Genomic DNA, 21,175 nt, shown 5'->3' on the forward strand with positions numbered 1-21,175 from the left:
GCCAGTGTCACGACACCCCGCCTGCAAATGCCGGCGGGGTGTCGTGCTTTGTCTACGGATCCTGACACCCCATGTCTGACTTCTCGCTCTCTGCCCTGCCCGCTGTCAAACCGGGCGCGCGCTTTGTTTTCAGCGGCCTGCAAGGCGCGGCGGATGCCCTGCTGCTCGCGCGCTACCTGGAGCAACATCGCGCCGCCGTGCCGATGCTGGCGGTCGTCTGCGCCAACGCCGTCGATGCCCAGCGCCTGGCCGAAGAACTGCGCTGGTTTGCCCCGCAGGCGCACGTAAAGCTGCTGCCGGACTGGGAAACGCTGCCGTACGACAACTTCTCGCCGCACCAGGATTTGATTTCCGAGCGGCTGGCAACGCTGCACGACCTGCAGAACGGCGCGTGCGACATCCTGCTCGTGCCTGCTTCCACCGCCTTGCAGCGCGTGGCACCGCCATCATTCCTGGCGGCCTACACTTTCTTCTTCAAGAAGGGCGAAAAGCTGGATGAGGCGGCGCTCAAGGCGCAATTCACGCTGGCCGGCTACGAGCACGTCAGCGCCGTCATGCGCCCGGGCGAGTACTCCGTACGCGGCGGCCTGATCGATCTGTTCCCGATGGGCTCGCCACTGCCGTACCGGCTCGACCTGTTCGGCGACGAAATCGAAACCATCCGCTCATTCGACCCCGACACGCAGCGCAGCCTCTACCCCGTGAACGAAGTGCGCCTGCTGCCGGGCCGTGAATTCCCGATGGACGAGGCCTCGCGCACCGCCTTCCGCGGCCGCTGGCGCGAAGTGTTTGAAGGCGACCCGACGCGCTCGCCCATCTACAAGGACATCGGCAACGGCGTGCCGAGCGCCGGTATCGAGTACTACCTGCCGCTGTTCTTTGAAGACACCGCTACGCTGTTCGACTACCTGCCGAGCGCTACGCATCTGGCCTTCGTTGGCGACATTGAAGGCGCGGTGCGCCGCTTCTGGGCCGACACCACGCAGCGCTACAACTTCATGCGCCACGACCGCGAGCGGCCACTGCTCGAACCAGCTGCGTTGTACCTGGATGAAGAGGCGTTCTTCGTGGCCGCCAAGCCGCATGCGCGCCTCGTGCTGCGCGCCGAGCCTGGTGACGCCCCGCTCTCGCTGCCGCTGCCCAACGTGGCGGTCAACCGGCGTGCAGAAGACCCGCTGGTCAATCTCGAATCGTTCCTGATGCGCGGCAACTGCCGCGTGATGATCTGCGCCGAATCCGCCGGCCGCCGCGAAACACTCGCGCAGATGCTCGCCGCCAGCGGTCTGCATCCCGAAGGCGTAGCCGACTATGCCGATCTGCTGAGCGGCGACGCCAAATTCGTGCTGGGCGTCGCACCGCTGTACCAGGGCTTCATCCTCGGCGACGAACGCATCGCCATCATCACCGAGGCGGAGCTGTATGCGCAGACCACGCGCCGTGCCGGCCGCCGCAAGCAGGAACAGGCCACCGCCGTCGACGCCATGGTGCGTGACCTGGCCGAACTGAAGATCGGTGACCCGGTAGTCCACAGCGAGCATGGCATCGGCCGCTATCAGGGGCTCATCTCCATCGACATGGGCAACGGCGAGGAAGAATTCCTCCACCTCGACTATGACAAGGGCAACAAGCTGTACGTGCCGGTGCACCAGCTGCACGTGATCTCGCGCTACTCGGGCGCCGATCCGGAAACCGCGCCACTGCATTCGCTGGGTTCCGGCCAATGGGAAAAGGCCAAGCGCAAGGCCGCGCAGCAGATTCGCGATACGGCGGCCGAGTTGCTGAACCTGTACGCACGCCGCGCGCTGCGCCAGGGCTTCGCCTTCCCGCTCACGCCGGAGGACTACGTCAAGTTTGCCGAGAGCTTCGGCTTTGAAGAAACGCCCGACCAGGCCGCCGCCATCGCTGCCGTCATCGCCGACATGACATCCGGCAAGCCGATGGACCGCCTCGTCTGCGGCGACGTCGGCTTCGGCAAGACGGAAGTTGCCCTGCGCGCCGCCTTCGTGGCGGTGATGGGCGGCAAGCAGGTCGCCATCCTCGCGCCGACGACGCTCTTGGCGGAACAGCACTACCAGACACTGGTCGACCGTTTTGCCGACTGGCCGGTGCGCATTGCCGAAATTTCTCGCTTCAAGAACAAGAAGGAAATCGACGGTGCCATCGAGGCCATCAATGCCGGCACCATCGACATCGTGATCGGCACGCACAAGCTGCTCTCGCCGGATGTGAAATTCGACCGGCTGGGGCTCGTCATCATCGACGAAGAACACCGCTTTGGCGTGCGCCAGAAGGAAGCGCTCAAGACGCTGCGCGCCGAGGTCGATGTGCTTACGCTGACGGCCACGCCGATCCCACGTACGCTGGGCATGGCGCTGGAAGGCCTACGCGATTTCTCCGTGATTGCCACCGCGCCGCAGAAGCGGCTGGCCATCAAGACCTTCCTGCGCCGCGAAGAAGATGGCGTGCTGCGCGAAGCCATCTTGCGTGAGCTCAAGCGCGGTGGCCAGGTCTACTTCCTGCACAACGAAGTCGAGACCATCGAGAACAAGCGCGCCAAGCTGGAAGAGCTGATTCCAGAAGCACGCGTGGTGGTCGCCCACGGCCAGATGCACGAGCGCGAACTGGAACGCGTGATGCGCGATTTCGTGGCCCAGCGCGCCAACATCCTGCTGTGCACGACCATCATCGAAACCGGCATCGACGTGCCGACCGCCAACACGATCCTGATTCACCGCGCCGACAAGTTCGGCCTGGCGCAGCTGCACCAGTTGCGCGGCCGCGTTGGGCGCTCGCACCACCAGGCGTATGCCTATCTGCTGGCGCACGATCTGGACGGTCTGACCAAGCAGGCGCAACGCCGGCTGGAAGCCATCCAGCAGATGGAAGAACTGGGTTCGGGCTTCTATCTGGCGATGCATGATCTAGAAATCCGCGGCGCCGGCGAGGTGCTGGGCGACAAGCAGTCGGGCGAGATCTCCGAGATCGGCTTCCAGCTCTATACGGACATGCTCAACCAGGCGGTGAAGTCGCTCAAGGCCGGCAAGGAGCCCGATCTGATGGCGCCGCTGCATGCCACCACCGAGATCAACCTCGGCACGCCGGCCCTGCTGCCGCAGGACTATTGCGGTGACGTGCAGGAACGCCTGTCGCTCTACAAGCGCCTGGCCAACTGCGAAAGCGGCGAGACCATCGACAACATCCAGGAAGAGCTGATCGACCGCTTCGGCAAGCTGCCGCCGCAGGCGCAGTCGCTCATCGAGACGCACCGCCTGCGCATCGCAGCAGTGCCGCTTGGCATCCGCAAGATCGACACCGGGACGGAGGCCGTCACGCTGCACTTTGTGCCGAACCCGCCTGTGGATGCCATCAAGATCATCGACCTCGTGCAGAAGAACCGGCAGATCAAGCTGGCCGGGCAAGACCGCCTGCGTATCGAGAACATCCCCGCCGAATTCGCCGCGCTGACGCAAACGATCCGCCACACCATGCGGCAATTGAGCTGATCGGATAGCATCAGTCGCTTATAAGAAGGAATTCATCATGCACACCCCCTCTGCCAACTCCGGCCACCTCAGCACCTTCGACTGGACCCGCAAGCTCGTCAGCTTCGACACCACCAGCCGCGGCTCCAACCTGGCCCTGATCGAAACCGTGCGCGACTACCTGCGCGGCGTCGGCCTCGAATCGCATCTCTCGCACAATGACGAGCGCAACAAGGCCAACCTGTTCGCCACCATTCCGGCAGCAAACGGCAGCGTGCAAGGCGGCATCGTCCTGTCGGGCCATACCGACGTGGTGCCGGTGGACGGCCAGAAGTGGGACAGCGATCCGTTCACGCCCGAGGTGCGCGACGGCAAGCTGTACGGGCGCGGCACGTGCGACATGAAGGGCTTCATCGCCTCGTCGCTGGCGCTGGTGCCGTCGCTGCTGCAGGCCAAACTGCGCGAGCCGGTACATCTGGCGCTGTCGTACGACGAGGAAGTCGGCTGCGTAGGCGCGCCGCGCATGATCGAAGACCTGATCGCACGCGGTATCAAGCCGGCCGGCTGCATCGTTGGCGAGCCCACTTCCATGCGCCCCATCGTCGCCCACAAGGGCATCAACGCTTACCGCTGCCGCGTGCATGGCCGCGCGGCGCATTCGTCGCTGACGCCGCAAGGTGTGAACGCCATCGAATACGCGGCACGCATCATCTGCTTCGTGCGCGATCTGGCCGATGAATTCCGCGCCCAGGGCCCGTTTGATGAGGCATTCGACGTGCCGTTCACGACGTCGTCCACGGGGCTGATCAACGGTGGGATTGCGCTCAACACCATCCCGGCGCTATGCGAATTCGTATTTGAGTTCCGCAATCTGCCGGGCGTGGATGCCCCCGCCATCCGCACGCGTGTGGAGCGCTATGTTCGCGAGACCATCGAGCCCGCCATGCAGCGCGAGCATCCGGACGCCCGCATCGAGTTGGCGGAGATTGCCGCCGCGCCGTCGCTCGATGCCTCCGAGCAAGCCGCCATCACGCAGCTCGTGCGCGTGCTGACCGAAGACAACGACAAGCGCAAGGTCGCCTACGGCACCGAAGCCGGCTTGTTCCAGCGCGCCGGCATTCCGGCCGTGTTGTGCGGCCCGGGCAACATCGAGCAGGCGCACAAGGCCAACGAATACGTGGAACTGGCCCAGCTCGACGCCTGCGACCGCTTCCTTGCCAAGGTCGCCCGTAGCCTGATGGTGGAGACGGCATCCGCCTGAGCTTTGTGCTGCACTCGCCTCACCTTTTGGTGGGGCGCATTCCTACCGGGGGCTTCGCTACAATAGCGCGCTTCCCCCGGCGCATCCTTCCCCCCGTCCTCCCATGCCTGTCGTCCTGCAAAGCCTGTCGCCACTCTCCACTGGCGAGATCGAGTCCGTCCGCAGCCTGTTCGGCACGGCCGCGTTTGAAATGCGTGCGCCCAACGTCGCCGCCATCGAGTGGGTTCATGAACTGCCCAGCGAGCTGCGCGTGCAGCTCGACGCCATCTGCGCCAACCTGAAGCTGGACTACGCCTGGATTCCAGATGAATGGACCTTCGGTGACTTCCGCGTGCTGGCGATGGACATGGATTCCACGCTCATCACCATCGAGTGCATCGACGAGATTGCTGATTTCTGCGGGCTTAAGCCGCAGGTGGCCGCCATCACCGAAGCTTCGATGCGCGGCGAGATCAAGGATTTCAACGAAAGCCTGACGCGTCGCGTCGAGCTGCTCAAGGGCCTGGATGCGAGCGTGCTGGAACGCGTCTACAACGAGCGCCTGCAGCTCTCGCTTGGCGCAGAAAAAATGCTTAAGGCCGTGCAGGCGATGGGCATCCGTACGCTGCTGGTATCGGGCGGCTTCGATTTCTTCACCTCGCGTCTGCAGGAGCGCCTGGGGCTCGACCGCACGCGCGCCAATACGCTGGAAGTCGTGGACGGCAAGCTGACCGGCCGCGTGCTCGGCGAGATCGTCAACGCCGACGTGAAGGCGCAAACGCTCAAGGCGTTCTGCAAGGACATGGGCGTCACGCCGCACAACGCCATCGCCATGGGTGACGGCTCGAACGACTTGAAGATGATGGGCGTGGCGGGCCTGTCGGTGGCATTCCGCGCCAAGCCCATCGTGCAGGCACAGGCCGACGTGGCGTTCAACGTTGTCGGCCTGGACGGCTTGCTGAATCTGTTTCCGCAGCAGTAATCGACCTCAAGTCGCCCCCCCCCAGACCGGAATGGGGTGGCCTCCAAGCTAGCCATAGATTGCCTCGAGGGATGCCTTCCGCCGAGGCAGCGACACCGGCACAACGCGTCCATGCTCCACGACAACGCCTTTGTCCATCCGTCCACCGGTCTGGCGGGACGACTCACCAACCGGATCGTCGCGAACCGCTCGCTACTGCGTGCGCGCCGCGCACTGATGTCGCGACTGCCCTTCCTCCAACTCGCCAGCGATGTCGAGAACGTCGTGTATTGCACGTGGGTGGTCGACGTCGCGGCCGTTGCGCCACTGGTGCCGCGAGGCGTCACGCTCGCAAGCCGCAACGGCCTTACGCTGTTTACGGCGCTCACCTATGCACACCGGCACTTCGGCCCGCGCATCGCCGGTCCACTGCGACGCGTGTTCCCGTCACCGCTGCAAAGCAACTGGCGTCTCTATGTCGATGCACTGCCGGGCGGAACGCCGGTCGATGGGACGGTGCTGTTTGTGAAGAACGTGTTCAACCACCCACTCTATGCGCTCAGCACCCGGCTCTTCTCCGACGCGTTGCCGTCACACCTTGCGCAGCGCTTCACGCATACCGTGCAAGACGGCTGCTACCACACGTTGCTGTCGGGCGGCGCCGGCAGTGCGCCGGAACTGCGCTGCACGGCACAAGTGACCGACGATCGCACCCTGCCGGATGCATTCGCACCATTCTTCGACGGGTGGCGAGATGCCGTCGCGTCTTTGTCGCTGCAGCACGCAGCGATCGCGCAGGTCGAGGATTGCGGCCGTCTCGCACATGCGTCGATCGACCTGCCGATCGACGTCGATGCGGTGCGCCCACTGAAAGCAATCGGGCCAGTAGGCGGCGACGACTTTCTCGCCCGCATCGGTGCCACCGGCGAGCCGATGTGCTTCGTTGTGCCTGACGTCTCCTTCCGCGTGCTGTCCGAGCGGCTGCTATAGCGTTTCTCGACAATTCAGTCAGGCGTTCGAGGCGCCATCAACGCAGCGCTAACCTGTGCATGCCCCGCACTTGCCGACCCCGGATCGATCCCATTAAGGGGAATGCCAATGCAATGGCGATGGCGACAACGCAGCCCACCCGCCAGAAGCTCGCACCGGCGGCGCGGTGCTACCAGCAATCAACAAGGAACTGACGGGCCCGTACTGGGACATCCGCGTGATGCAGGAAAGCCAATTGGCGTAGCGACCTCCGCCATCACCAAGCGCTTGCCGAAGCAGCAGCAGGATCAGTTGCCGTCTCCCGAAGCCATCGCGCGCCCGCCGGAAACGTTACTGCCCCCAACAAAACGGGGCGCCGACGATCCAACGTCCATGCGCCCCGCCGCAACCGTCCTGAGAAGCCGGAAGATCAAGCCCGCAGGTGCATCTCCATCGCCTGCTTCAGATCTGCAATCAGATCACGCGGGTCTTCCAGACCGATGTACAGGCGCACGAAGCCACCTGCGCTCTCCCAGTCAGCCGGCGGCCAAGCCGTGGCCGTGCGCATCGATGGGATGTTGTACGGCAGTGCCAGGCTGTTCGCCCCACCCCACGAGAAGCCGATCGCGAAGTAGCGCAGGCCTTCGATGAAGGCATCGATCTGCGCCTGCGAGTAGCGCTCGTGCAACACGATCGAGAACAGGCCGCTCGCGCCAGTAAAGTCGCGCTTCCAGTTCTCATGGCCCGGGCAATCGGGCAGCGCCGGATGCAATACGCGCACGACTTCCGGTCGATCGGCCAGCCATTCCGCCACTTCCCGTGCATGTGCGTCGTGTGCGGCCAGGCGCGTCGGCAGGCTCGGCAGGCCGCGCAGCACGAAATAGCAATCGTCGGCCGATACGCCCCAGCCCATGCGCATGCGCGTGGCAAGCAGCTTGTGATGCAGCGCCTCGTCGTTGGTGATCGTGGCGCCCATCAGCACATCGCTGCCGCCGGACTGGTACTTGGTCAGCGCCTGCACGGAGATGTCGATGCCGTGCGCGAACGGCTGGTAGTACACGCCGCCGCTCCACGTGTTGTCGATGGCGGTCAAGGCGCCATGCGCACGGGCTACCTCGGCGATGGCGGTGCAGTCGGGCACTTCCATCGTCACCGAACCGGGCGCCTCAAGCCACACGAGCTTGGTGTTGTGGCGCATCAGGTCGGCAATGCCTGCGCCGATCATCGGGTCGTAGTAGCGCACGGTAATGCCGAATTGGCGCGCCATCCACTCGCCATGGTCACGGTTCGGGCCGTAGGCGTTGTCCGGAATGAGCACATCGTCACCGGACTTGATGAACGTGAAGTACACCAGCGAGATCGCCGCCAGGCCCGAGGGCAGCAGCAGCGCATGCGAACCGCCTTCGATCTGCGCAAGCGCCTGACACAACGTGTCGGAAGTCGGCGTGGCATGCAGGCCGTAGCGCCAGTGCACCACACTGCCACTGCCGAACGCACGCATGTCGGCCAGATCCTTGAACACCACGGTTGAGGCGCGGTGCGTGGCATGAGAGAACGCAGCAAAACCCGGCGGGACGTTCAGGTCCGGATGCACAGCCAAGGTTGCGGGAAACTTGGGCGGGAGCTTGGTATCGTCGGTCACGAAAGAGTCCTGGCGAGTGGCGTACGTGCAGCGCATGGCGGCTGCGGGCAACTGACCCGGCAGCTTACCAGTGCGCGCTGGATCGCGCGGGATTGACAGGCGGTAGCACCGGCGCAGGAGAGACTTGACCGGGTGCGGCGGGCATCAGCGGCGTGGCGGGCGTTGCAGCATTGCTGTTGGCGGCCGCATCGTACGGCGGAATCACCACCACGGCGACCGGCCGCAGCACAAATGGCAGCGTACCGCTGCCGTGCGCCACATCGGTCCAGGTGCCGCGCACGATGCCGCGCGCGTCGATGGCGCCCTCCCAGGTGCCGGTGACGTTCGTGCCGTCATCGGACTCTTCCATCAGGAAGCCGCCGTTTTCGTACTCGCCCGTCACGAGACGCACGGCCGGGCTCTTGCCGGCAACGTACTCGCCGTGAACGCTGTCGATCTCGCCGGTCTTGCGTCCGAGGCGCATGTGGATCGGCACGTCGCCAATGACGCCGGTGTACACGGGATATTTCGCGTAGTCGGGCTGGGGCTGCAGCACGTGGGGTTGATCGGTCTGGGCGGAGAACCCATTGTCGGCCTTGGCAGCCCTGGCGGCCCGTCGCTTGTCGCCATCGGCAATGGCGCGATTCAGGCCCAGGTCACCCGGCTGCACGTTGGCGCCGCCGGTCGACACGTCATAACCGTTGTTAGCAGACGGCGTCTGCGCAGACGCCGTCGCCACGCCTGTGGCCAACGCCAGCGCGAGCAGCGCGCCGGCCGGCCAAGTCAGGCGTTCAACCGAAAGAAAGCGTTCAGATGCGTTCAAACACCGCCGCAATGCCTTGTCCTCCACCAATGCACATGGTCACCAGTGCGTAGCGACCACCGATGCGTTGCAACTCGTGCAGCGCCTTCACCGTAATCAGAGCGCCCGTTGCGCCAATCGGGTGGCCGAGCGAAATGCCGGAGCCGTTCGGGTTGACCTTGGCCGGGTCCAGGCCGAGTTCCTTCGTCACTGCGCAAGCCTGCGCAGCAAACGCCTCATTGGCTTCGATCACATCCAGATCCTTGACCGACAGACCGGCGCGCTCCAGCGCCTTGCGCGTAGCCGGCACCGGGCCGATGCCCATGATCTTCGGGTCCACACCAGCATGGCCGTACGACACCAGACGCGCCAGCGGTTTCAGCCCGCGCTTCTCTGCCACCGAACGTTCCATCAGCACCAGCGCAGCGCCCGCATCATTCAGGCCCGAGGCATTGCCGGCCGTCACGGTGCCGTTTTCCTTCGCGAAGACCGGCTTGAGCTTGGTCATGTCGTCGATGGTCGCGTCGTGGCGGACGTGCTCATCGGTATCGAACTGGATGTCGCCCTTGCGCGACTTGATCGTCACCGGAACGATCTGGTCCTTGAAGTAGCCGGCCTGGATGGCGCGCGAGGCACGCTGGTGCGATTCCAGCGCGGTCTGGTCCTGCTGCTCACGGCTGATGCCGAATTCGCGGGCGACGTTTTCTGCCGTCACACCCATGTGGATGGTGTGGAACGGGTCGTGCAACGCGCCAAGCATCATGTCGACCATCTTGGCGTCGCCCATGCGCGAGCCCCAGCGGGCAGCGGGTGCCAGGTATGGGGCACGGCTCATGCTCTCGGCACCGCCAGCGATGGCGATATCGGCGTCACCCAGCAGAACGGTTTGCGCGGCGTTCACCACGGCCTGCAGGCCCGAGCCGCACAGGCGATTGACGTTGAACGCGGGCGTCTCGGCCGACACGCCGCCGTTCACGGCCGCCACGCGCGAGAGATACATGTCGCGCGGCTCGGTGTTGATCACGTGGCCGAACACCACGTGGCCGACTTCCTCGCCCTTCACGCCAGCGCGGGCCAATGCCTCGCGCACCACCAGCGCACCCAGCTCGCACGGCGCCACATCCTTCAGGCTGCCGCCAAACGTCCCGATTGCGGTACGAACGCCGCTGACCACCACCACTTCACGTGCCATTTCTGTCTCCATGCAATTAGAAATCGGATGGCGGCCAGTATAAATGAACGACCGTTCGCAAAATTTTACGTGGAACTACCTAAGCCAACCCGCCGATGCGCAGGTCTCAAACTTCGCCCCACAGGTCATGGCCATCTGCGCCGGTAATCTTGACCGACACGAAATCGCCCGCCTTGTAGCGCTTGTAAGGCTTGGACGGCGGCGCGATGTAGACCAGACCGTCGATCTCCGGCGCATCCGCCGACGAACGGCCGATACCGCCCTCCTGGTTCACCTCATCCACCAGCACGCGCAGCGACTTGCCGACCTTGCGCTGCAGACGGCGGGCCGACACACGTTCGGCCACTTCCATGAAACGCGCGCGGCGCTCCTCACGCACCTCGTCGGGCAGCGCGCCCGGCAGGTCGTTGGCGGTTGCGCCTTCTACCGGCGAGTAGGCGAAGCAGCCCACACGGTCCAGCTCGGCCTCGGCAATGAAGTCGAGCAGCGTTTGAAACTCTTCTTCCGTCTCGCCCGGGAAACCGGCGATGAACGTGCTGCGGATGGTCAGTTCCGGGCACACCTCGCGCCAGGCGCGGATGCGGTCGAGGGTCTTCTCGGCGTTGGCCGGGCGCTTCATGCGCTTGAGAACGTCCGGGTGGGCGTGCTGCAGCGGCACGTCGAGGTACGGCAGCACCTTGCCCTCGGCCATCAGCGGCATCACCTCATCCACGCTCGGATACGGGTAGACGTAATGCAGACGCACCCAGGCGCCGTACTGCGAGGCCAGTTCGCCCAACGCGGCCACCAGCTCAGTCATACGCGTCTTCAGCGGGCGGCCATTCCAGAAACCAGTGCGGAATTTAACGTCGACGCCGTACGCGCTGGTGTCCTGCGAGATGACGAGCAGCTCCTTCACACCGGCCTTCAGCAGGTTTTCCGCCTCCAGCATCACTTCCGCCACGGGGCGCGAGACCAGATCGCCGCGCATCGACGGGATGATGCAGAAGCTGCAACGGTGGTTGCAGCCCTCGGAAATCTTCAGATACGCGTAGTGCTTGGGCGTGAGCTTGATGCCTTGCGGCGGCACCAGATCGATGAACGGGTCATGCGGCTTGGGCAGATGCGTGTGCACCGCTTCCATCACTTCGCCCAGCGCGTGGGGGCCGGTTACCGCCAGCACCTTCGGGTGCACGCTGGTGATGATGTCCTGGCCTGCAGCGTCCTTCTTGGCGCCCAGGCAACCGGTCACGATCACTTTGCCGTTCTCGGCCAGCGCCTCGCCAATGGCGTCCAGGCTTTCCTGCACGGCCTCGTCGATGAAGCCACAGGTGTTGACGACCACCAGATCGGCCCCGCCGTACGTACCGGAGATCTCATACCCCTCTGCGCGCAGTTGGGTGATGATCTGCTCGGAATCGACCAAGGCTTTGGGGCAACCAAGCGAAACGAAGCCTACCTTGGGGCTCTGGGTACTGACGTCGGACATGGGGACAACCTGATGTGGGGAGAGGATTTGCGCCGCACACACGGGGGTGCAGCGCGGTTTGCGTATTTTAACCGTTTGCCGTGCTAGGGCGACCAAGCCGGAGCTGCATTTGCTCAATCACGCGCTCGATTTCCATCGCTTCCTGCAACCGGCGGATCGCATCGTGCAGCTCCGCGGCCTGCGGCCACGTCCGCTTGAGATAGCTGAGCCACAATTTGACGCGCCCATGCTCGTGTTTAGCCTGGATGCGCGCGTGCAGCTTCTTCAGATAATCGGCGAGATAACCAAGCACGATCGGCCATTCAGCAGCGGACGGCGCTTGCTCCATCTGCCCGCGAATGCGCTGCGCCAGGAACGGATCGGACACGGCACCGCGCCCGATCATCACGTCGTCACAGCCACTGACCGCGCGACAGCGCTCCCAATCGCCCACGGTCCAGACTTCGCCGTTGGCGGTCACGGGCACGCTGACGGCATCGGCAATGCGGGCAATCCAATCCCAGTGGGCAGGCGGGCGATAGCCGTGATCTCGTGTGCGCGCATGCACGACCAGCGATTCTGCACCGCCTTCAGCCAACGCCGTGGCACAGTCGATCGCCCGCGAGGTATCGGAGACACCGAGCCGCATCTTGGCCGTCACCGAAATGTGGGCCGGCACCGCCGCCCGCACGGCGCGCACGATGTCGTGCAGCACCTCTGGCGTGGAGAGCAGCATGGCGCCGCCGCCGTGGCGGTTCACGACCTTGGCCGGGCAGCCAAAGTTCAGGTCGATTCCATGCGGTGACAGGGTCGCAGCGTACGCGGCATTCCGAGCCAACCATTCCGGATCGCTACCCAAAAACTGGACGACCATCGGCGTGCCACTGGCGGTATGGCCGCCGTTGGCGATCTCGGGAGTCTCCCGCTCGTAGGTGCGCAAAGGCAGCACGGAGCCCGTCACCCGGATGAATTCCGAGACGCACCCGTCGTAGCCGCCCGCCTGCGTCAACACGTCTCGCATGACGAAATCCGCGACCCCTTCCATGGGGGCAAGCAAAAGCCGGCTCATGCGAAAACGGAGGGCAACCGGCGCGCAAGCCGAGGACGGACATCAAACATGGGAAACCGGGGCGGGAAACATGATCGTCGATGAGACGCATGCCTCACCTGAAGGACCCATATTTTACCCTGCCGCCCTATCTCGCGCCCCAAAACGAAAAAGGCGAACCGCCATGCGATTCGCCTTCGTGCGCCGAGTCGACTCGACTTACTTCTTCTCGGGCGGCTGATTGAACGGGAACGTCCCGAACATGTTCTTGGCCTGACTCTGCATCTGCTCCTGCATCTGCACGAACAGGTTTTTGCTCTGCTCGATGTAGTTGCTCATCATGCCCTGCATCATCGGCCCCTGCATGTTCATGAACTGCGACCACATGTCGGGGTTGAAACTGTTGCCGCTGTAGAGATCCTTCGAGTTCTCGGCCAGCTTGCTCTGGATGTCGACGAATGCCTGGATGTTCTTTTCCAGATAAGTGCCCATCATCCCCTGCATGGCGTTGCCGTAGAAGCGGATGATCTGCGCCAGCATCGAGCCGGAGAACATCGGCACACCGCCGGTTTCTTCTTCCAGAATGATCTGCAGCAGGATGCTGCGGGTCAGGTCCTCACCGGACTTCGCGTCGACCACGCGAAACTCCTCGGTTTCCATCACGAGCTGCTTAACGTCTGCCAGCGTGATGTAGGTACTGGTCTGGGTATCGTAGAGCCGGCGGTTGGGATATTTCTTGATCAGCCGTTCGGTGCCCTTCTTGCTGGTGGCCATCGTGCCTTTCCGTGTTGGCGATGCTGCTGCGGTGCAGCCGATGCAGTGCGAAATGACTACACCAAGCGGTGCAGCAAAATACGCGGTTGCCCGGCTGCTCCGATCTGCGTGCGAATGCTTCAATGCAGACTCAGCGCAGATGCATCCGGTTATGATCGGACGCCCCGTGTCTCCCTGCGGAGCGCCTCCGTGATTGGATTCTATGCGGATCGCCCTGCAAAGAAAAGGCGACCTCCCCCGGTGAAAACCCGCAGCATTTTGATACGACTGACGCACCCAGATGCACGTCGACAGGCGACACAAACACGCTGCTGCGACGCACTTAAGCATCGCAGCACCAAACGATTTTCAGGGGAAAAATTGCTGCGCCCATACTGCAGCATTGCCGCAGCGTGGGCGTTTGAAGGTCAGCCCATGTGCAGGCCGCCGTTGAGGGAGAAGTCCGCGCCGGTGGAGAAGCCCGACTCCTCGGACGACAGCCACGCGCAGATCGAAGCGATTTCAGTCGGCTCGCCCAAGCGTTTGACCGGGATCGTGCCGACGATCTTGTCGAGCACATCCTGACGAATCGCTTTCACCATATCGGTGGCGATATAGCCCGGCGACACAGTGTTGACCGTCACGCCCTTGGTGGCCACTTCCTGCGCCAACGCCATCGTGAAGCCGTGCAGGCCGGCCTTGGCCGTCGAGTAGTTGGTCTGGCCAAACTGCCCCTTCTGGCCATTCACCGACGAAATGTTGACGATGCGGCCCCAGCCACGATCCACCATGCCGTCAATCACCTGCTTGGTCACGTTGAACAGCGACGTGAGGTTGGTGTCGATCACGGCGTCCCAATCTGCGCGGGTCATCTTGCGGAAGACCACGTCGCGCGTGATGCCGGCGTTGTTGATGAGAACATCCACCTCACCCACTTCGGCCTTGACCTTGTCGAACGCGGCCTTGGTCGACTCCCAATCGCCGACGTTGCCCTCGGACGGGACGAAATCAAAGCCCAGCGCCTTCTGCTGCTCGAGCCACTTTGCCTTGCGCGGCGAATTCGGGCCGCAACCTGCGACGACGATAAAGCCGTCGCGCGCCAAGCGCTGGCAAATCGCCGTTCCGATACCGCCCATGCCACCGGTGACGTATGCGATGCGTTTGGTCATGTCCACTCCTAGTCCTTGTTGTTGGAGCCGCCTGAGCTTTTCTCAAACGGAGATGCTTCGGATCGGCGTGCGCTGCATTCGTTCAGCGCACGCCGATAACACTACAAAGATTTACGGACGCTCGACTGCCAGCGCCACGCCCATGCCGCCGCCGATACACAGCGAGGCCAGGCCCTTCTTCGCATCACGCTTCTGCATCTCGTGCAGCAGCGTCACCAGGATGCGGCAGCCCGATGCGCCAATCGGGTGACCGATGGCGATCGCACCACCATTGACGTTCACCTTGGACGTATCCCAGCCCATCTGCTGATGCACGGCCAGCGCCTGCGCGGCAAACGCCTCGTTGATCTCCATCAGATCCAGGTCATCCACCGACCAGCCGGCGCGCGACAGGCAGCGCTTGGAAGCCGGCACCGGCCCCATGCCCATCACCTTCGGATCCAGGCCAGCGCTAGCGTAGGCTCGGATGGTGGCCAGCGGCGTCAGGCCCAGTTCCTTGGCCTTGGCCGCAGACATCACGACCACCGCAGCAGCGCCATCATTCAGACCCGAGGCATTGGCCGCCGTAACGGTGCCAGCCTTGTCAAAGGCGGGCTTCAGGCCAGCCATCGAATCCAGCGTCGCGCCGTGACGAACGAATTCATCCTGCGTGAAGGCGATCGGATCGCCCTTACGTTGCGGAATCAGAATCGGAACGATTTCGTCGTTGAAGCGACCGGACTTCTGCGCGGCTTCCGCCTTGTTCTGCGAGGCCACAGCAAACTCGTCCTGCGCCTCGCGCGTGATGCCGTATTCCTTGGCGACGTTCTCGGCGGTGATGCCCATGTGGTACTGGTTGTAGACGTCCCACAGCCCGTCCACAATCATCGAATCGATAAGTTTGGCGTCCCCCATGCGGAAACCGTCACGCGAACCCGGCAGCACGTGCGGCGCGGCGGACATGTTCTCCTGACCGCCAGCCACAACGATGTCTGCGTCGCCCGCAATGATGGCGTTGGCCGCCAGCATCACGGCCTTCAGACCCGAACCGCACACCTTGTTGATGGTCAAGCCCGGCACCATGTTGGGCAGCCCAGCCTTGATGACAGCCTGGCGCGCCGGGTTCTGCCCCGAACCGGCCGTCAGCACCTGGCCCATGATGACTTCGCTAATCTGATCCGGCGAGACCTTGGCGCGCGACAGCGCCTCTCGAATCACAGCTGCACCCAGTTCAGGCGCGGGAATCTTCGCCAGCGAACCACCAAACTTACCCACGGCGGTACGGACCGCCGATACGATCACAACTTCGGTCATTTGCTTTCCTTCCACAGTCAAAGGGGGTTATGCGGAGGGCGCCGTCAGCCGTCCGGCTAGGCCGGCCAACATGGCGTCTTGCGCGCGATATTACGCCTTCTGTTTGACATAGCGACCAGGTGCCGGCTCGATCTCCGGGTGGTCTGCATTGCCATAGCGTTTGGGGGCGGCCTTTTGTGCGCCAGCATGGGATGCCAGCCAAGCCGACCAGTCGGGCCACCAACTGCCCGGGTGTTCTTTGGCGCCCTCGAACCACGCGTCGGCGGTCTCGGGCAGTTTGGTATTGATCCAGTGAGAACGCTTGTTTGCCGCCGGCGGGTTGATGACACCGGCGATATGCCCCGAAGCGCCCAGCACGAAGCGCCGCTTGCCATTGAGCAGCGGTACCGATGCATACGCCGATTGCCACGGGACGATATGGTCTTCACGGGAACCGTAGATGTAGACCGGCACGTCGATCTTGCCAAGGTCGACAGGCGTACCACCCACCGTCAACTTGCCCGGTTCCTTCAGGTCGTTCTGCAAGTAGGTATGGCGCAGATACCAGCAGTACCAAGGGCCCGGCAGGTTGGTTGAATCGCCGTTCCAGTACAGCAGGTCGAACGGCGCGGGTGTCTTACCCTTCAGATAGTTCTCGACCACGTAGTTCCAGACCAGATCGTTCGGGCGCAGGAACGAGAAGGTGTTCGCCAGCTCCACCCCGCGCAACAAGCCGGGGCCAGTCGGCGCACTTGCACCGATGGTCTGCTCACGCATCTCCACCTGGGCCTGATCCACAAAGACATCCAGGATGCCGGTGTCGGTAAAGTCCAGCAGCGTGGTCAGCAAGGTCAGGCTTGCGGCGGGATGCGCGCCTCGCGCCGCCAATACCGCCAGCGCCGTGGAGAGAATCGTGCCGCCTACGCAGAAGCCCAGCACGTTGATCTGGTCCTGCGCCGAGATCTCACGCGCCACGCGAATGGCTTCAATCGCGCCGCCCTCGATGTAGTCCTCCCAAGTGCGCGAGGCCATGCTGACATCGGGATTGCGCCACGACACCAGGAACACCGTGTTGCCCTGTTCCACCGCATAGCGCACCAGCGAGTTGGCCGGCTGCAAATCAAGGATGTAGTACTTGTTGATGCACGGCGGCACCAGCAGGAGCGGGCGCGCGTGCACCTTGGCCGTCAGTGGCTTGTACTGGATGAGCTGGAAGTAGTCGTTCTCGAAGACGACCGCGCCTTCGCTGTTGGCCACGTTGCGGCCGATCTCGAACGCCGTCTCGTCGGTCTGCGAGATCTTGCCCCGCTCCATGTCCTGCAGCATATTCAGGATGCCGGTACGCAGGGACTCGCCGCGCGATTCAAGCAGTTGCTTCTGCGCTTCCGGGTTCGTCGCCAGGAAGTTGGACGGCGACATGGCAGCAGTCCATTGCGACACCGCAAAACGCACACGCTCGCGGGTCTTGGCATCGGCCTGCACGGCATCGGCCATTTCCATCAGCGTACGGGCGTTGAGCACATAGAAGGCGGCGGCATAGCCATAGAGCGGGCTGTTGCGCCAAGCCTCGTTGGCAAAGCGGCGGTCCGACGGCGCGACGGCTTCGGCGCTATCGCCCGTGCTCATATGACGCCAGATCTGGAGCCATTCTTCGAGGTATTTCTGCTGGATTTCAGCCAGGCGTTCAGGTGGGATCAATGCGAAGGGCACTGCGCCCTCGCCCATCATCTGCGTGCCATTGAACTGGCCGAGGCCAGGAGCGGCAGCGCCAGGCTGGGCGAATGCGCCCGCGTAGGCTTGCCATTGCTTGAATTGCTCAGCCCATTGTGCCGGATCCGACAAGCCCTGCCAGGGGGCTTGGGTGTGGGCGCTAGATGCTTTGGAAGATGCGGATTGACGCGTTGCCATAGTGCCCTCATGCGTACGATACGCGCCGCTCCGGGTGGTTGTGCGGCGCATATCGCAGTATTCCAGGGCATTGTTGCCTTGCCGTTTCAAGGCTGTCAATCGGAGTTGACCGTTGATTGCTTGTAAACCGTGATCCAGTGCGGGTTTTGCCGAATCCGCCCCAAAGCGACGCACACCAAATGGCTAAGTGCAGCGGCAGGCTATGGTCGAACCGGGGCAATTTCGTGCGAGACTGCACTATTGCTCCATTTGCATAAGCGCCGGGCGCCTTCCCGCCATGTATATCGTCGCCATTGCCTGGCTTTACGTTGTCCTGATGATGTCCTTGACTGAGCAATCGTGGGTTGCCGGTATCGGCACATTCATCCTGTACGGCCTAGCGCCGCTGTCGCTCTTTTTGTGGATTGTCGGCTCACCGGCACGCAAACGGCGCCGGCTAGCGCAGGAAGCAGAGAAAAACGCCGCCGCATCCATCGACAGCGCCACCTGACGCCAGTCAGCGTCACTCAGTGCGCCAGATCAGCGTGGCCATGCGGCCAGTCGTTCGCTCCCGGCGATACGAATAGAAGCGATCGGCGTCCGTCATCGTGCACAAGCCCCCGCCGTACACATCCGTACAGCCGACACGTGCCAGCCGCAGCCGGGCCAGCGCATAGAGATCGGCGAAGAACTTCCCTTCCGATACGCCATTGACAAACGCCACCTCGGTAGCCGGCAGCTCATCTTGCTGAGCCGCGTCAATAAAGGCTTGGCGCACTTCTGCCCCCACTTCGAAGCACGATGGGCCGATGGCGGGCCCCAGCCATGCCAGCCATGTCGGATCGGCCTCCTGACCGCAGGCACGCAGCCGTTGCATCATCGCGTCGACCGTGCGCTCGATCACGCCACCGCACAGGCCACGCCAACCGGCGTGCGCTGCCCCGATGGTCACGCCACGCGCGTCACTCAGCAGAACAGGCAGGCAATCGGCCGTCATGACCACGCAGACACGATCGCGCCAGGACGCTACTGCTGCGTCGGCCACCACGGGTGTCGACACGTCCGTGAGTTGATCCAGGTCCGCCACGCCGGTGCCATGCACCTGTTCCATCCATGCCGGTTCCGCGGGAACGGCGGCACGCAGGATGCGACGATTCTCCTCAACGGCATCCGATGCATCGCCCACGTGCTGGCCGAGGTTAAGCCCGCCCGGCAGGCCGCCGGCCAGACCATAGGGGCCGGTGCTGACCCCACCCAGCCGCGTGGTCGCCAGCGCCTTGACACGCGGATGCGCTGGCCAGTCGGGAGTGATCCAATCAGGTGAAATCGACATCGGGGTCCAGGTCCAGGGCTTCCATCAGTTCCGCGAAATCGTCGGGCACCTCGGCCGTCCAGTGGACGGACTTGCCGGATGCAGGGTGTACGAGCCCCAGGCGCACGGCATGCAGCGCTTGCCGTGCAAACGGCACCGGCAGTTGCGCCTTGATCGTCTGCGGCCTACCGCGACGGAAGTTGCGCGTGTACACCGGGTCGCCCAGCAGCGGGTGGCCCTCGGATTCAAAGTGCACGCGAATCTGGTGCGTACGGCCGGTCTCCAGCTGGCAGCGCACCAGCGACACCTGTGCACGCCCCAGATCCACCACATCAAGCGTCTTGAAATGCGTGCGGGCCTGCTTGCCGCTGGCTGTCTCAATGATGGCCATGCGGGTGCGGTCACGCGGGTCGCGGCCGATCGGTGCGTCGATGGTGGCCTCTTCCGGCGTCTCACCCCAGACCAGCGCCAGGTACGTCCGCTTGACCGTGCGGGCCTGCAACTGGCGTACGAGATCGGTCTGCGCAGGCAACGTGCGCGCGACGACCATCAGGCCGGAGGTCTCCTTGTCCAGCCGATGCACAATGCCGGCGCGCGGCAGCTCGGCGGCGTCGGGATAGCGATGCAACAGCCCGTTGAGCACAGTGCCGCTCCAGTTGCCGGCTGCCGGATGCACAACTAGGCCGGCGGGCTTGTTGATGACGAGCAGCGTGTCGTCTTCGTAGACGACGTCCAAGTCGATCGGCTCGGCCACGAAAGCGTTCTCGTCAGCCGCGCGTTGTGGCACGACCTCGATGCGAGCGCCACCGGATACCGCTGCGCGCGGGCGCACCGCGGCGCCATCCATGCGCACGGCACCGGCGTCGATCCATTGCTGCAGGCGGCTGCGCGAGTAATCGGGCAACAGCTTGGCGAGCGCTTTGTCCAAGCGTTCACCGTGCAGAACTTCGGGAACCTCGACGACAACCGGCTCGGCTGCCTCTGCACCACTCGCAGCAGACAGGTCGAGCGCCTCATCGTCGAGCGCGTCATCCGTTTCTTGCGAAGTGATGGAAACGTCAGCCGCAGCGTCGTCTGACACAGGGCTTGGGCTATAATCCTTGATGCGATTTTTCATTGAGAAAAGGTGCCCATGTCGGTCACGAGCGTAAAGCAGGCGCGTTTTGGTGTACGAATCCGCGCACAAATCGGAGCAGTGTTGGCGGTAGGTATGGCATGCCTGACCATTTCGGCCTGCGGCATCCTGCCGGAACAGCAAGACGAAACGGCTGGCTGGTCAGCCAACAAATTATATTCTGAAGCGAAGGATTCGCTGAATGGCGGCGACTACGCCAAGGCCGTCAAGTACTACGAAAAGCTCGAAAGCCGCTACCCGTTCGGCCCGTTTGCTCAGCAAGCGCAGATCGAAACCGCTTATGCCAACTACAAGGATGGCGAAACTGCTGCCGCACTGGCCGCGGTTGATCGCTTCATCCAGTTGCACCCAAACCACCCCAGCGTCGATTACGCCTACTACCTCAAGGGCCTGATCAACTTCAACGACAACCTGGGCTGGCTTGGCCGCTTCTCGAACCAGGACCTGAGCGAGCGCGACCCGAAGGCGGCCCGCGCTGCTTACGACGCGTTCAAGACGCTGATCACGCGCTTCCCGAACAGCAAGTACACGCCGGACGCCACCGCACGCATGCAGTACATCGTCAACGCGATGGCCGAGCATGAAGTGGGCGCTGCACGCTACTACTACCGCCGCGGCGCATACCTGGCCGCCGTCAACCGCGCACAGGACGCCATCAAGGATTACGACCGCGCCCCGGCTGTTGAGGAAGCGCTGTACATCATGATGAAGTCGTACGAGGCGCTGGGCATGAAGGACATGCGCGACGACACTGAACGCATCATCAAGCAGAACTACCCGAACAGCGATTTCCTCGCCTACGGTCAGCGCAAGAAAGACAAGCCCTGGTACCAGATGTGGTAAGCAAGGCTTGAACAGTACAGTAAAAAGCCCGGTCGATTGGCC

General features: G+C 63.5%; 17 protein-coding genes and 1 pseudogene. 7 read left to right on the forward strand and 11 right to left on the reverse strand.

What is annotated here, in order from left to right:
- Nucleotides 1-71: 71 nt before the first annotated feature.
- The 5 genes and pseudogenes from mfd to PI87_RS29920 form a co-directional block, all read left to right on the forward strand.
- Nucleotides 72-3,503 carry a transcription-repair coupling factor gene (gene mfd / locus PI87_RS09325; protein WP_039597439.1) on the forward strand — a complete coding sequence of 1,144 codons (3,432 nt, stop codon included), beginning with the start codon at nt 72-74 and terminating at the stop codon, nt 3,501-3,503.
- Nucleotides 3,504-3,540: 37 nt separating this feature from the next.
- Nucleotides 3,541-4,743 (forward strand): acetylornithine deacetylase, encoded by a 1,203-nt coding sequence (argE, locus tag PI87_RS09330; RefSeq protein ID WP_039597440.1) that lies wholly within the window; start codon nt 3,541-3,543, stop codon nt 4,741-4,743.
- A gap of 103 nt (nt 4,744-4,846) precedes the next feature.
- On the forward strand, nt 4,847-5,704 hold the full coding sequence (gene serB / locus PI87_RS09335; RefSeq protein ID WP_039597441.1) for a phosphoserine phosphatase SerB: 858 nt from the start codon (nt 4,847-4,849) through the stop codon (nt 5,702-5,704).
- A 111-nt stretch (nt 5,705-5,815) separates the two neighbouring features.
- Nucleotides 5,816-6,673 carry a DUF2071 domain-containing protein gene (locus PI87_RS09340; RefSeq protein WP_039597442.1) on the forward strand — a complete coding sequence of 286 codons (858 nt, stop codon included), beginning with the start codon at nt 5,816-5,818 and terminating at the stop codon, nt 6,671-6,673.
- A gap of 216 nt (nt 6,674-6,889) precedes the next feature.
- A pseudogene (locus PI87_RS29920) lies at nt 6,890-7,006 on the forward strand (DUF1016 domain-containing protein); the annotation flags it as partial.
- A gap of 76 nt (nt 7,007-7,082) precedes the next feature.
- Here the strand turns inward: PI87_RS29920 and PI87_RS09345 are convergent.
- From PI87_RS09345 to phaC, 9 genes are all read right to left on the reverse strand, one after another.
- Nucleotides 7,083-8,294, reverse strand: coding sequence for a cystathionine beta-lyase (locus tag PI87_RS09345; RefSeq protein ID WP_039597574.1), 1,212 nt, complete (start codon nt 8,292-8,294; stop codon nt 7,083-7,085).
- A gap of 64 nt (nt 8,295-8,358) precedes the next feature.
- A complete protein-coding gene (locus PI87_RS09350; protein ID WP_039597443.1) occupies nt 8,359-9,108 on the reverse strand; it encodes a hypothetical protein in 750 nt (249 codons plus the stop codon).
- On the reverse strand, nt 9,083-10,267 hold the full coding sequence (gene bktB / locus PI87_RS09355) for a beta-ketothiolase BktB (RefSeq protein ID WP_039597444.1): 1,185 nt from the start codon (nt 10,265-10,267) through the stop codon (nt 9,083-9,085). The genes PI87_RS09350 and bktB overlap by 26 nt, the downstream gene beginning before the upstream one ends.
- A gap of 106 nt (nt 10,268-10,373) precedes the next feature.
- Nucleotides 10,374-11,735, reverse strand: coding sequence for a 30S ribosomal protein S12 methylthiotransferase RimO (rimO, locus tag PI87_RS09360; RefSeq protein WP_031329281.1), 1,362 nt, complete (start codon nt 11,733-11,735; stop codon nt 10,374-10,376).
- Between the two features lie 67 nt (nt 11,736-11,802).
- The gene (locus tag PI87_RS09365) at nt 11,803-12,783 is read right to left on the reverse strand and encodes a tRNA dihydrouridine synthase (RefSeq protein ID WP_039597445.1); all 981 of its coding nucleotides are present in this window, start codon (nt 12,781-12,783) and stop codon (nt 11,803-11,805) included.
- Nucleotides 12,784-12,981: 198 nt separating this feature from the next.
- The gene (phaR, locus tag PI87_RS09370) at nt 12,982-13,536 is read right to left on the reverse strand and encodes a polyhydroxyalkanoate synthesis repressor PhaR (protein ID WP_021194616.1); all 555 of its coding nucleotides are present in this window, start codon (nt 13,534-13,536) and stop codon (nt 12,982-12,984) included.
- Between the two features lie 407 nt (nt 13,537-13,943).
- Nucleotides 13,944-14,684 (reverse strand): 3-ketoacyl-ACP reductase, encoded by a 741-nt coding sequence (locus tag PI87_RS09375; RefSeq protein WP_039597446.1) that lies wholly within the window; start codon nt 14,682-14,684, stop codon nt 13,944-13,946.
- A 111-nt stretch (nt 14,685-14,795) separates the two neighbouring features.
- Nucleotides 14,796-15,977, reverse strand: coding sequence for an acetyl-CoA C-acetyltransferase (locus PI87_RS09380; protein WP_039597447.1), 1,182 nt, complete (start codon nt 15,975-15,977; stop codon nt 14,796-14,798).
- 90 nt (nt 15,978-16,067) lie between these two features.
- Nucleotides 16,068-17,864 carry a class I poly(R)-hydroxyalkanoic acid synthase gene (gene phaC, locus PI87_RS09385; protein WP_039597448.1) on the reverse strand — a complete coding sequence of 599 codons (1,797 nt, stop codon included), beginning with the start codon at nt 17,862-17,864 and terminating at the stop codon, nt 16,068-16,070.
- Nucleotides 17,865-18,141: 277 nt separating this feature from the next.
- Here phaC and PI87_RS09390 point away from each other — a divergent pair, with 277 nt between their 5' ends.
- Nucleotides 18,142-18,354, forward strand: a complete 213-nt coding sequence (locus tag PI87_RS09390; RefSeq protein WP_039597575.1) for a hypothetical protein — start codon at nt 18,142-18,144, stop codon at nt 18,352-18,354.
- A gap of 12 nt (nt 18,355-18,366) precedes the next feature.
- On the opposite strand, the gene pgeF is transcribed toward PI87_RS09390, so the two are convergent.
- Together pgeF and PI87_RS09400 are read right to left on the reverse strand one after the other, a co-directional pair.
- On the reverse strand, nt 18,367-19,176 hold the full coding sequence (gene pgeF, locus PI87_RS09395; RefSeq protein WP_039597449.1) for a peptidoglycan editing factor PgeF: 810 nt from the start codon (nt 19,174-19,176) through the stop codon (nt 18,367-18,369).
- On the reverse strand, nt 19,160-20,272 hold the full coding sequence (locus PI87_RS09400; protein WP_039597450.1) for an RluA family pseudouridine synthase: 1,113 nt from the start codon (nt 20,270-20,272) through the stop codon (nt 19,160-19,162). The genes pgeF and PI87_RS09400 overlap by 17 nt, the downstream gene beginning before the upstream one ends.
- Nucleotides 20,273-20,287: 15 nt before the next feature.
- On the opposite strand from PI87_RS09400, the gene PI87_RS09405 reads away from it, so the two are divergent.
- Nucleotides 20,288-21,133 carry an outer membrane protein assembly factor BamD gene (locus PI87_RS09405; RefSeq protein WP_039597451.1) on the forward strand — a complete coding sequence of 282 codons (846 nt, stop codon included), beginning with the start codon at nt 20,288-20,290 and terminating at the stop codon, nt 21,131-21,133.
- Nucleotides 21,134-21,175 lie beyond the last annotated feature (42 nt).

This window comes from Ralstonia sp. A12 (assembly GCF_000801955.1).
Classification (GTDB): Bacteria; Pseudomonadota; Gammaproteobacteria; order Burkholderiales; family Burkholderiaceae; genus Ralstonia.

Coding starts and splice junctions, on each gene's coding strand:
- rimO (WP_031329281.1), bottom strand. CDS start 11,735: ATGTCCGACGTCAGTACCCAGAGCCCCAAGGTAGGCTTCGTTTCGCTT.
- PI87_RS09375 (WP_039597446.1), bottom strand. CDS start 14,684: ATGACCAAACGCATCGCATACGTCACCGGTGGCATGGGCGGTATCGGA.
- mfd (WP_039597439.1), top strand. CDS start 72: ATGTCTGACTTCTCGCTCTCTGCCCTGCCCGCTGTCAAACCGGGCGCG.
- PI87_RS09365 (WP_039597445.1), bottom strand. CDS start 12,783: ATGAGCCGGCTTTTGCTTGCCCCCATGGAAGGGGTCGCGGATTTCGTC.
- PI87_RS09340 (WP_039597442.1), top strand. CDS start 5,816: ATGCTCCACGACAACGCCTTTGTCCATCCGTCCACCGGTCTGGCGGGA.
- argE (WP_039597440.1), top strand. CDS start 3,541: ATGCACACCCCCTCTGCCAACTCCGGCCACCTCAGCACCTTCGACTGG.
- bktB (WP_039597444.1), bottom strand. CDS start 10,267: ATGGCACGTGAAGTGGTGGTGGTCAGCGGCGTTCGTACCGCAATCGGG.
- PI87_RS09405 (WP_039597451.1), top strand. CDS start 20,288: ATGTCGGTCACGAGCGTAAAGCAGGCGCGTTTTGGTGTACGAATCCGC.
- serB (WP_039597441.1), top strand. CDS start 4,847: ATGCCTGTCGTCCTGCAAAGCCTGTCGCCACTCTCCACTGGCGAGATC.
- PI87_RS09390 (WP_039597575.1), top strand. CDS start 18,142: ATGTATATCGTCGCCATTGCCTGGCTTTACGTTGTCCTGATGATGTCC.
- phaC (WP_039597448.1), bottom strand. CDS start 17,864: ATGGCAACGCGTCAATCCGCATCTTCCAAAGCATCTAGCGCCCACACC.
- pgeF (WP_039597449.1), bottom strand. CDS start 19,176: ATGTCGATTTCACCTGATTGGATCACTCCCGACTGGCCAGCGCATCCG.
- phaR (WP_021194616.1), bottom strand. CDS start 13,536: ATGGCCACCAGCAAGAAGGGCACCGAACGGCTGATCAAGAAATATCCC.
- PI87_RS09380 (WP_039597447.1), bottom strand. CDS start 15,977: ATGACCGAAGTTGTGATCGTATCGGCGGTCCGTACCGCCGTGGGTAAG.
- PI87_RS09400 (WP_039597450.1), bottom strand. CDS start 20,272: ATGAAAAATCGCATCAAGGATTATAGCCCAAGCCCTGTGTCAGACGAC.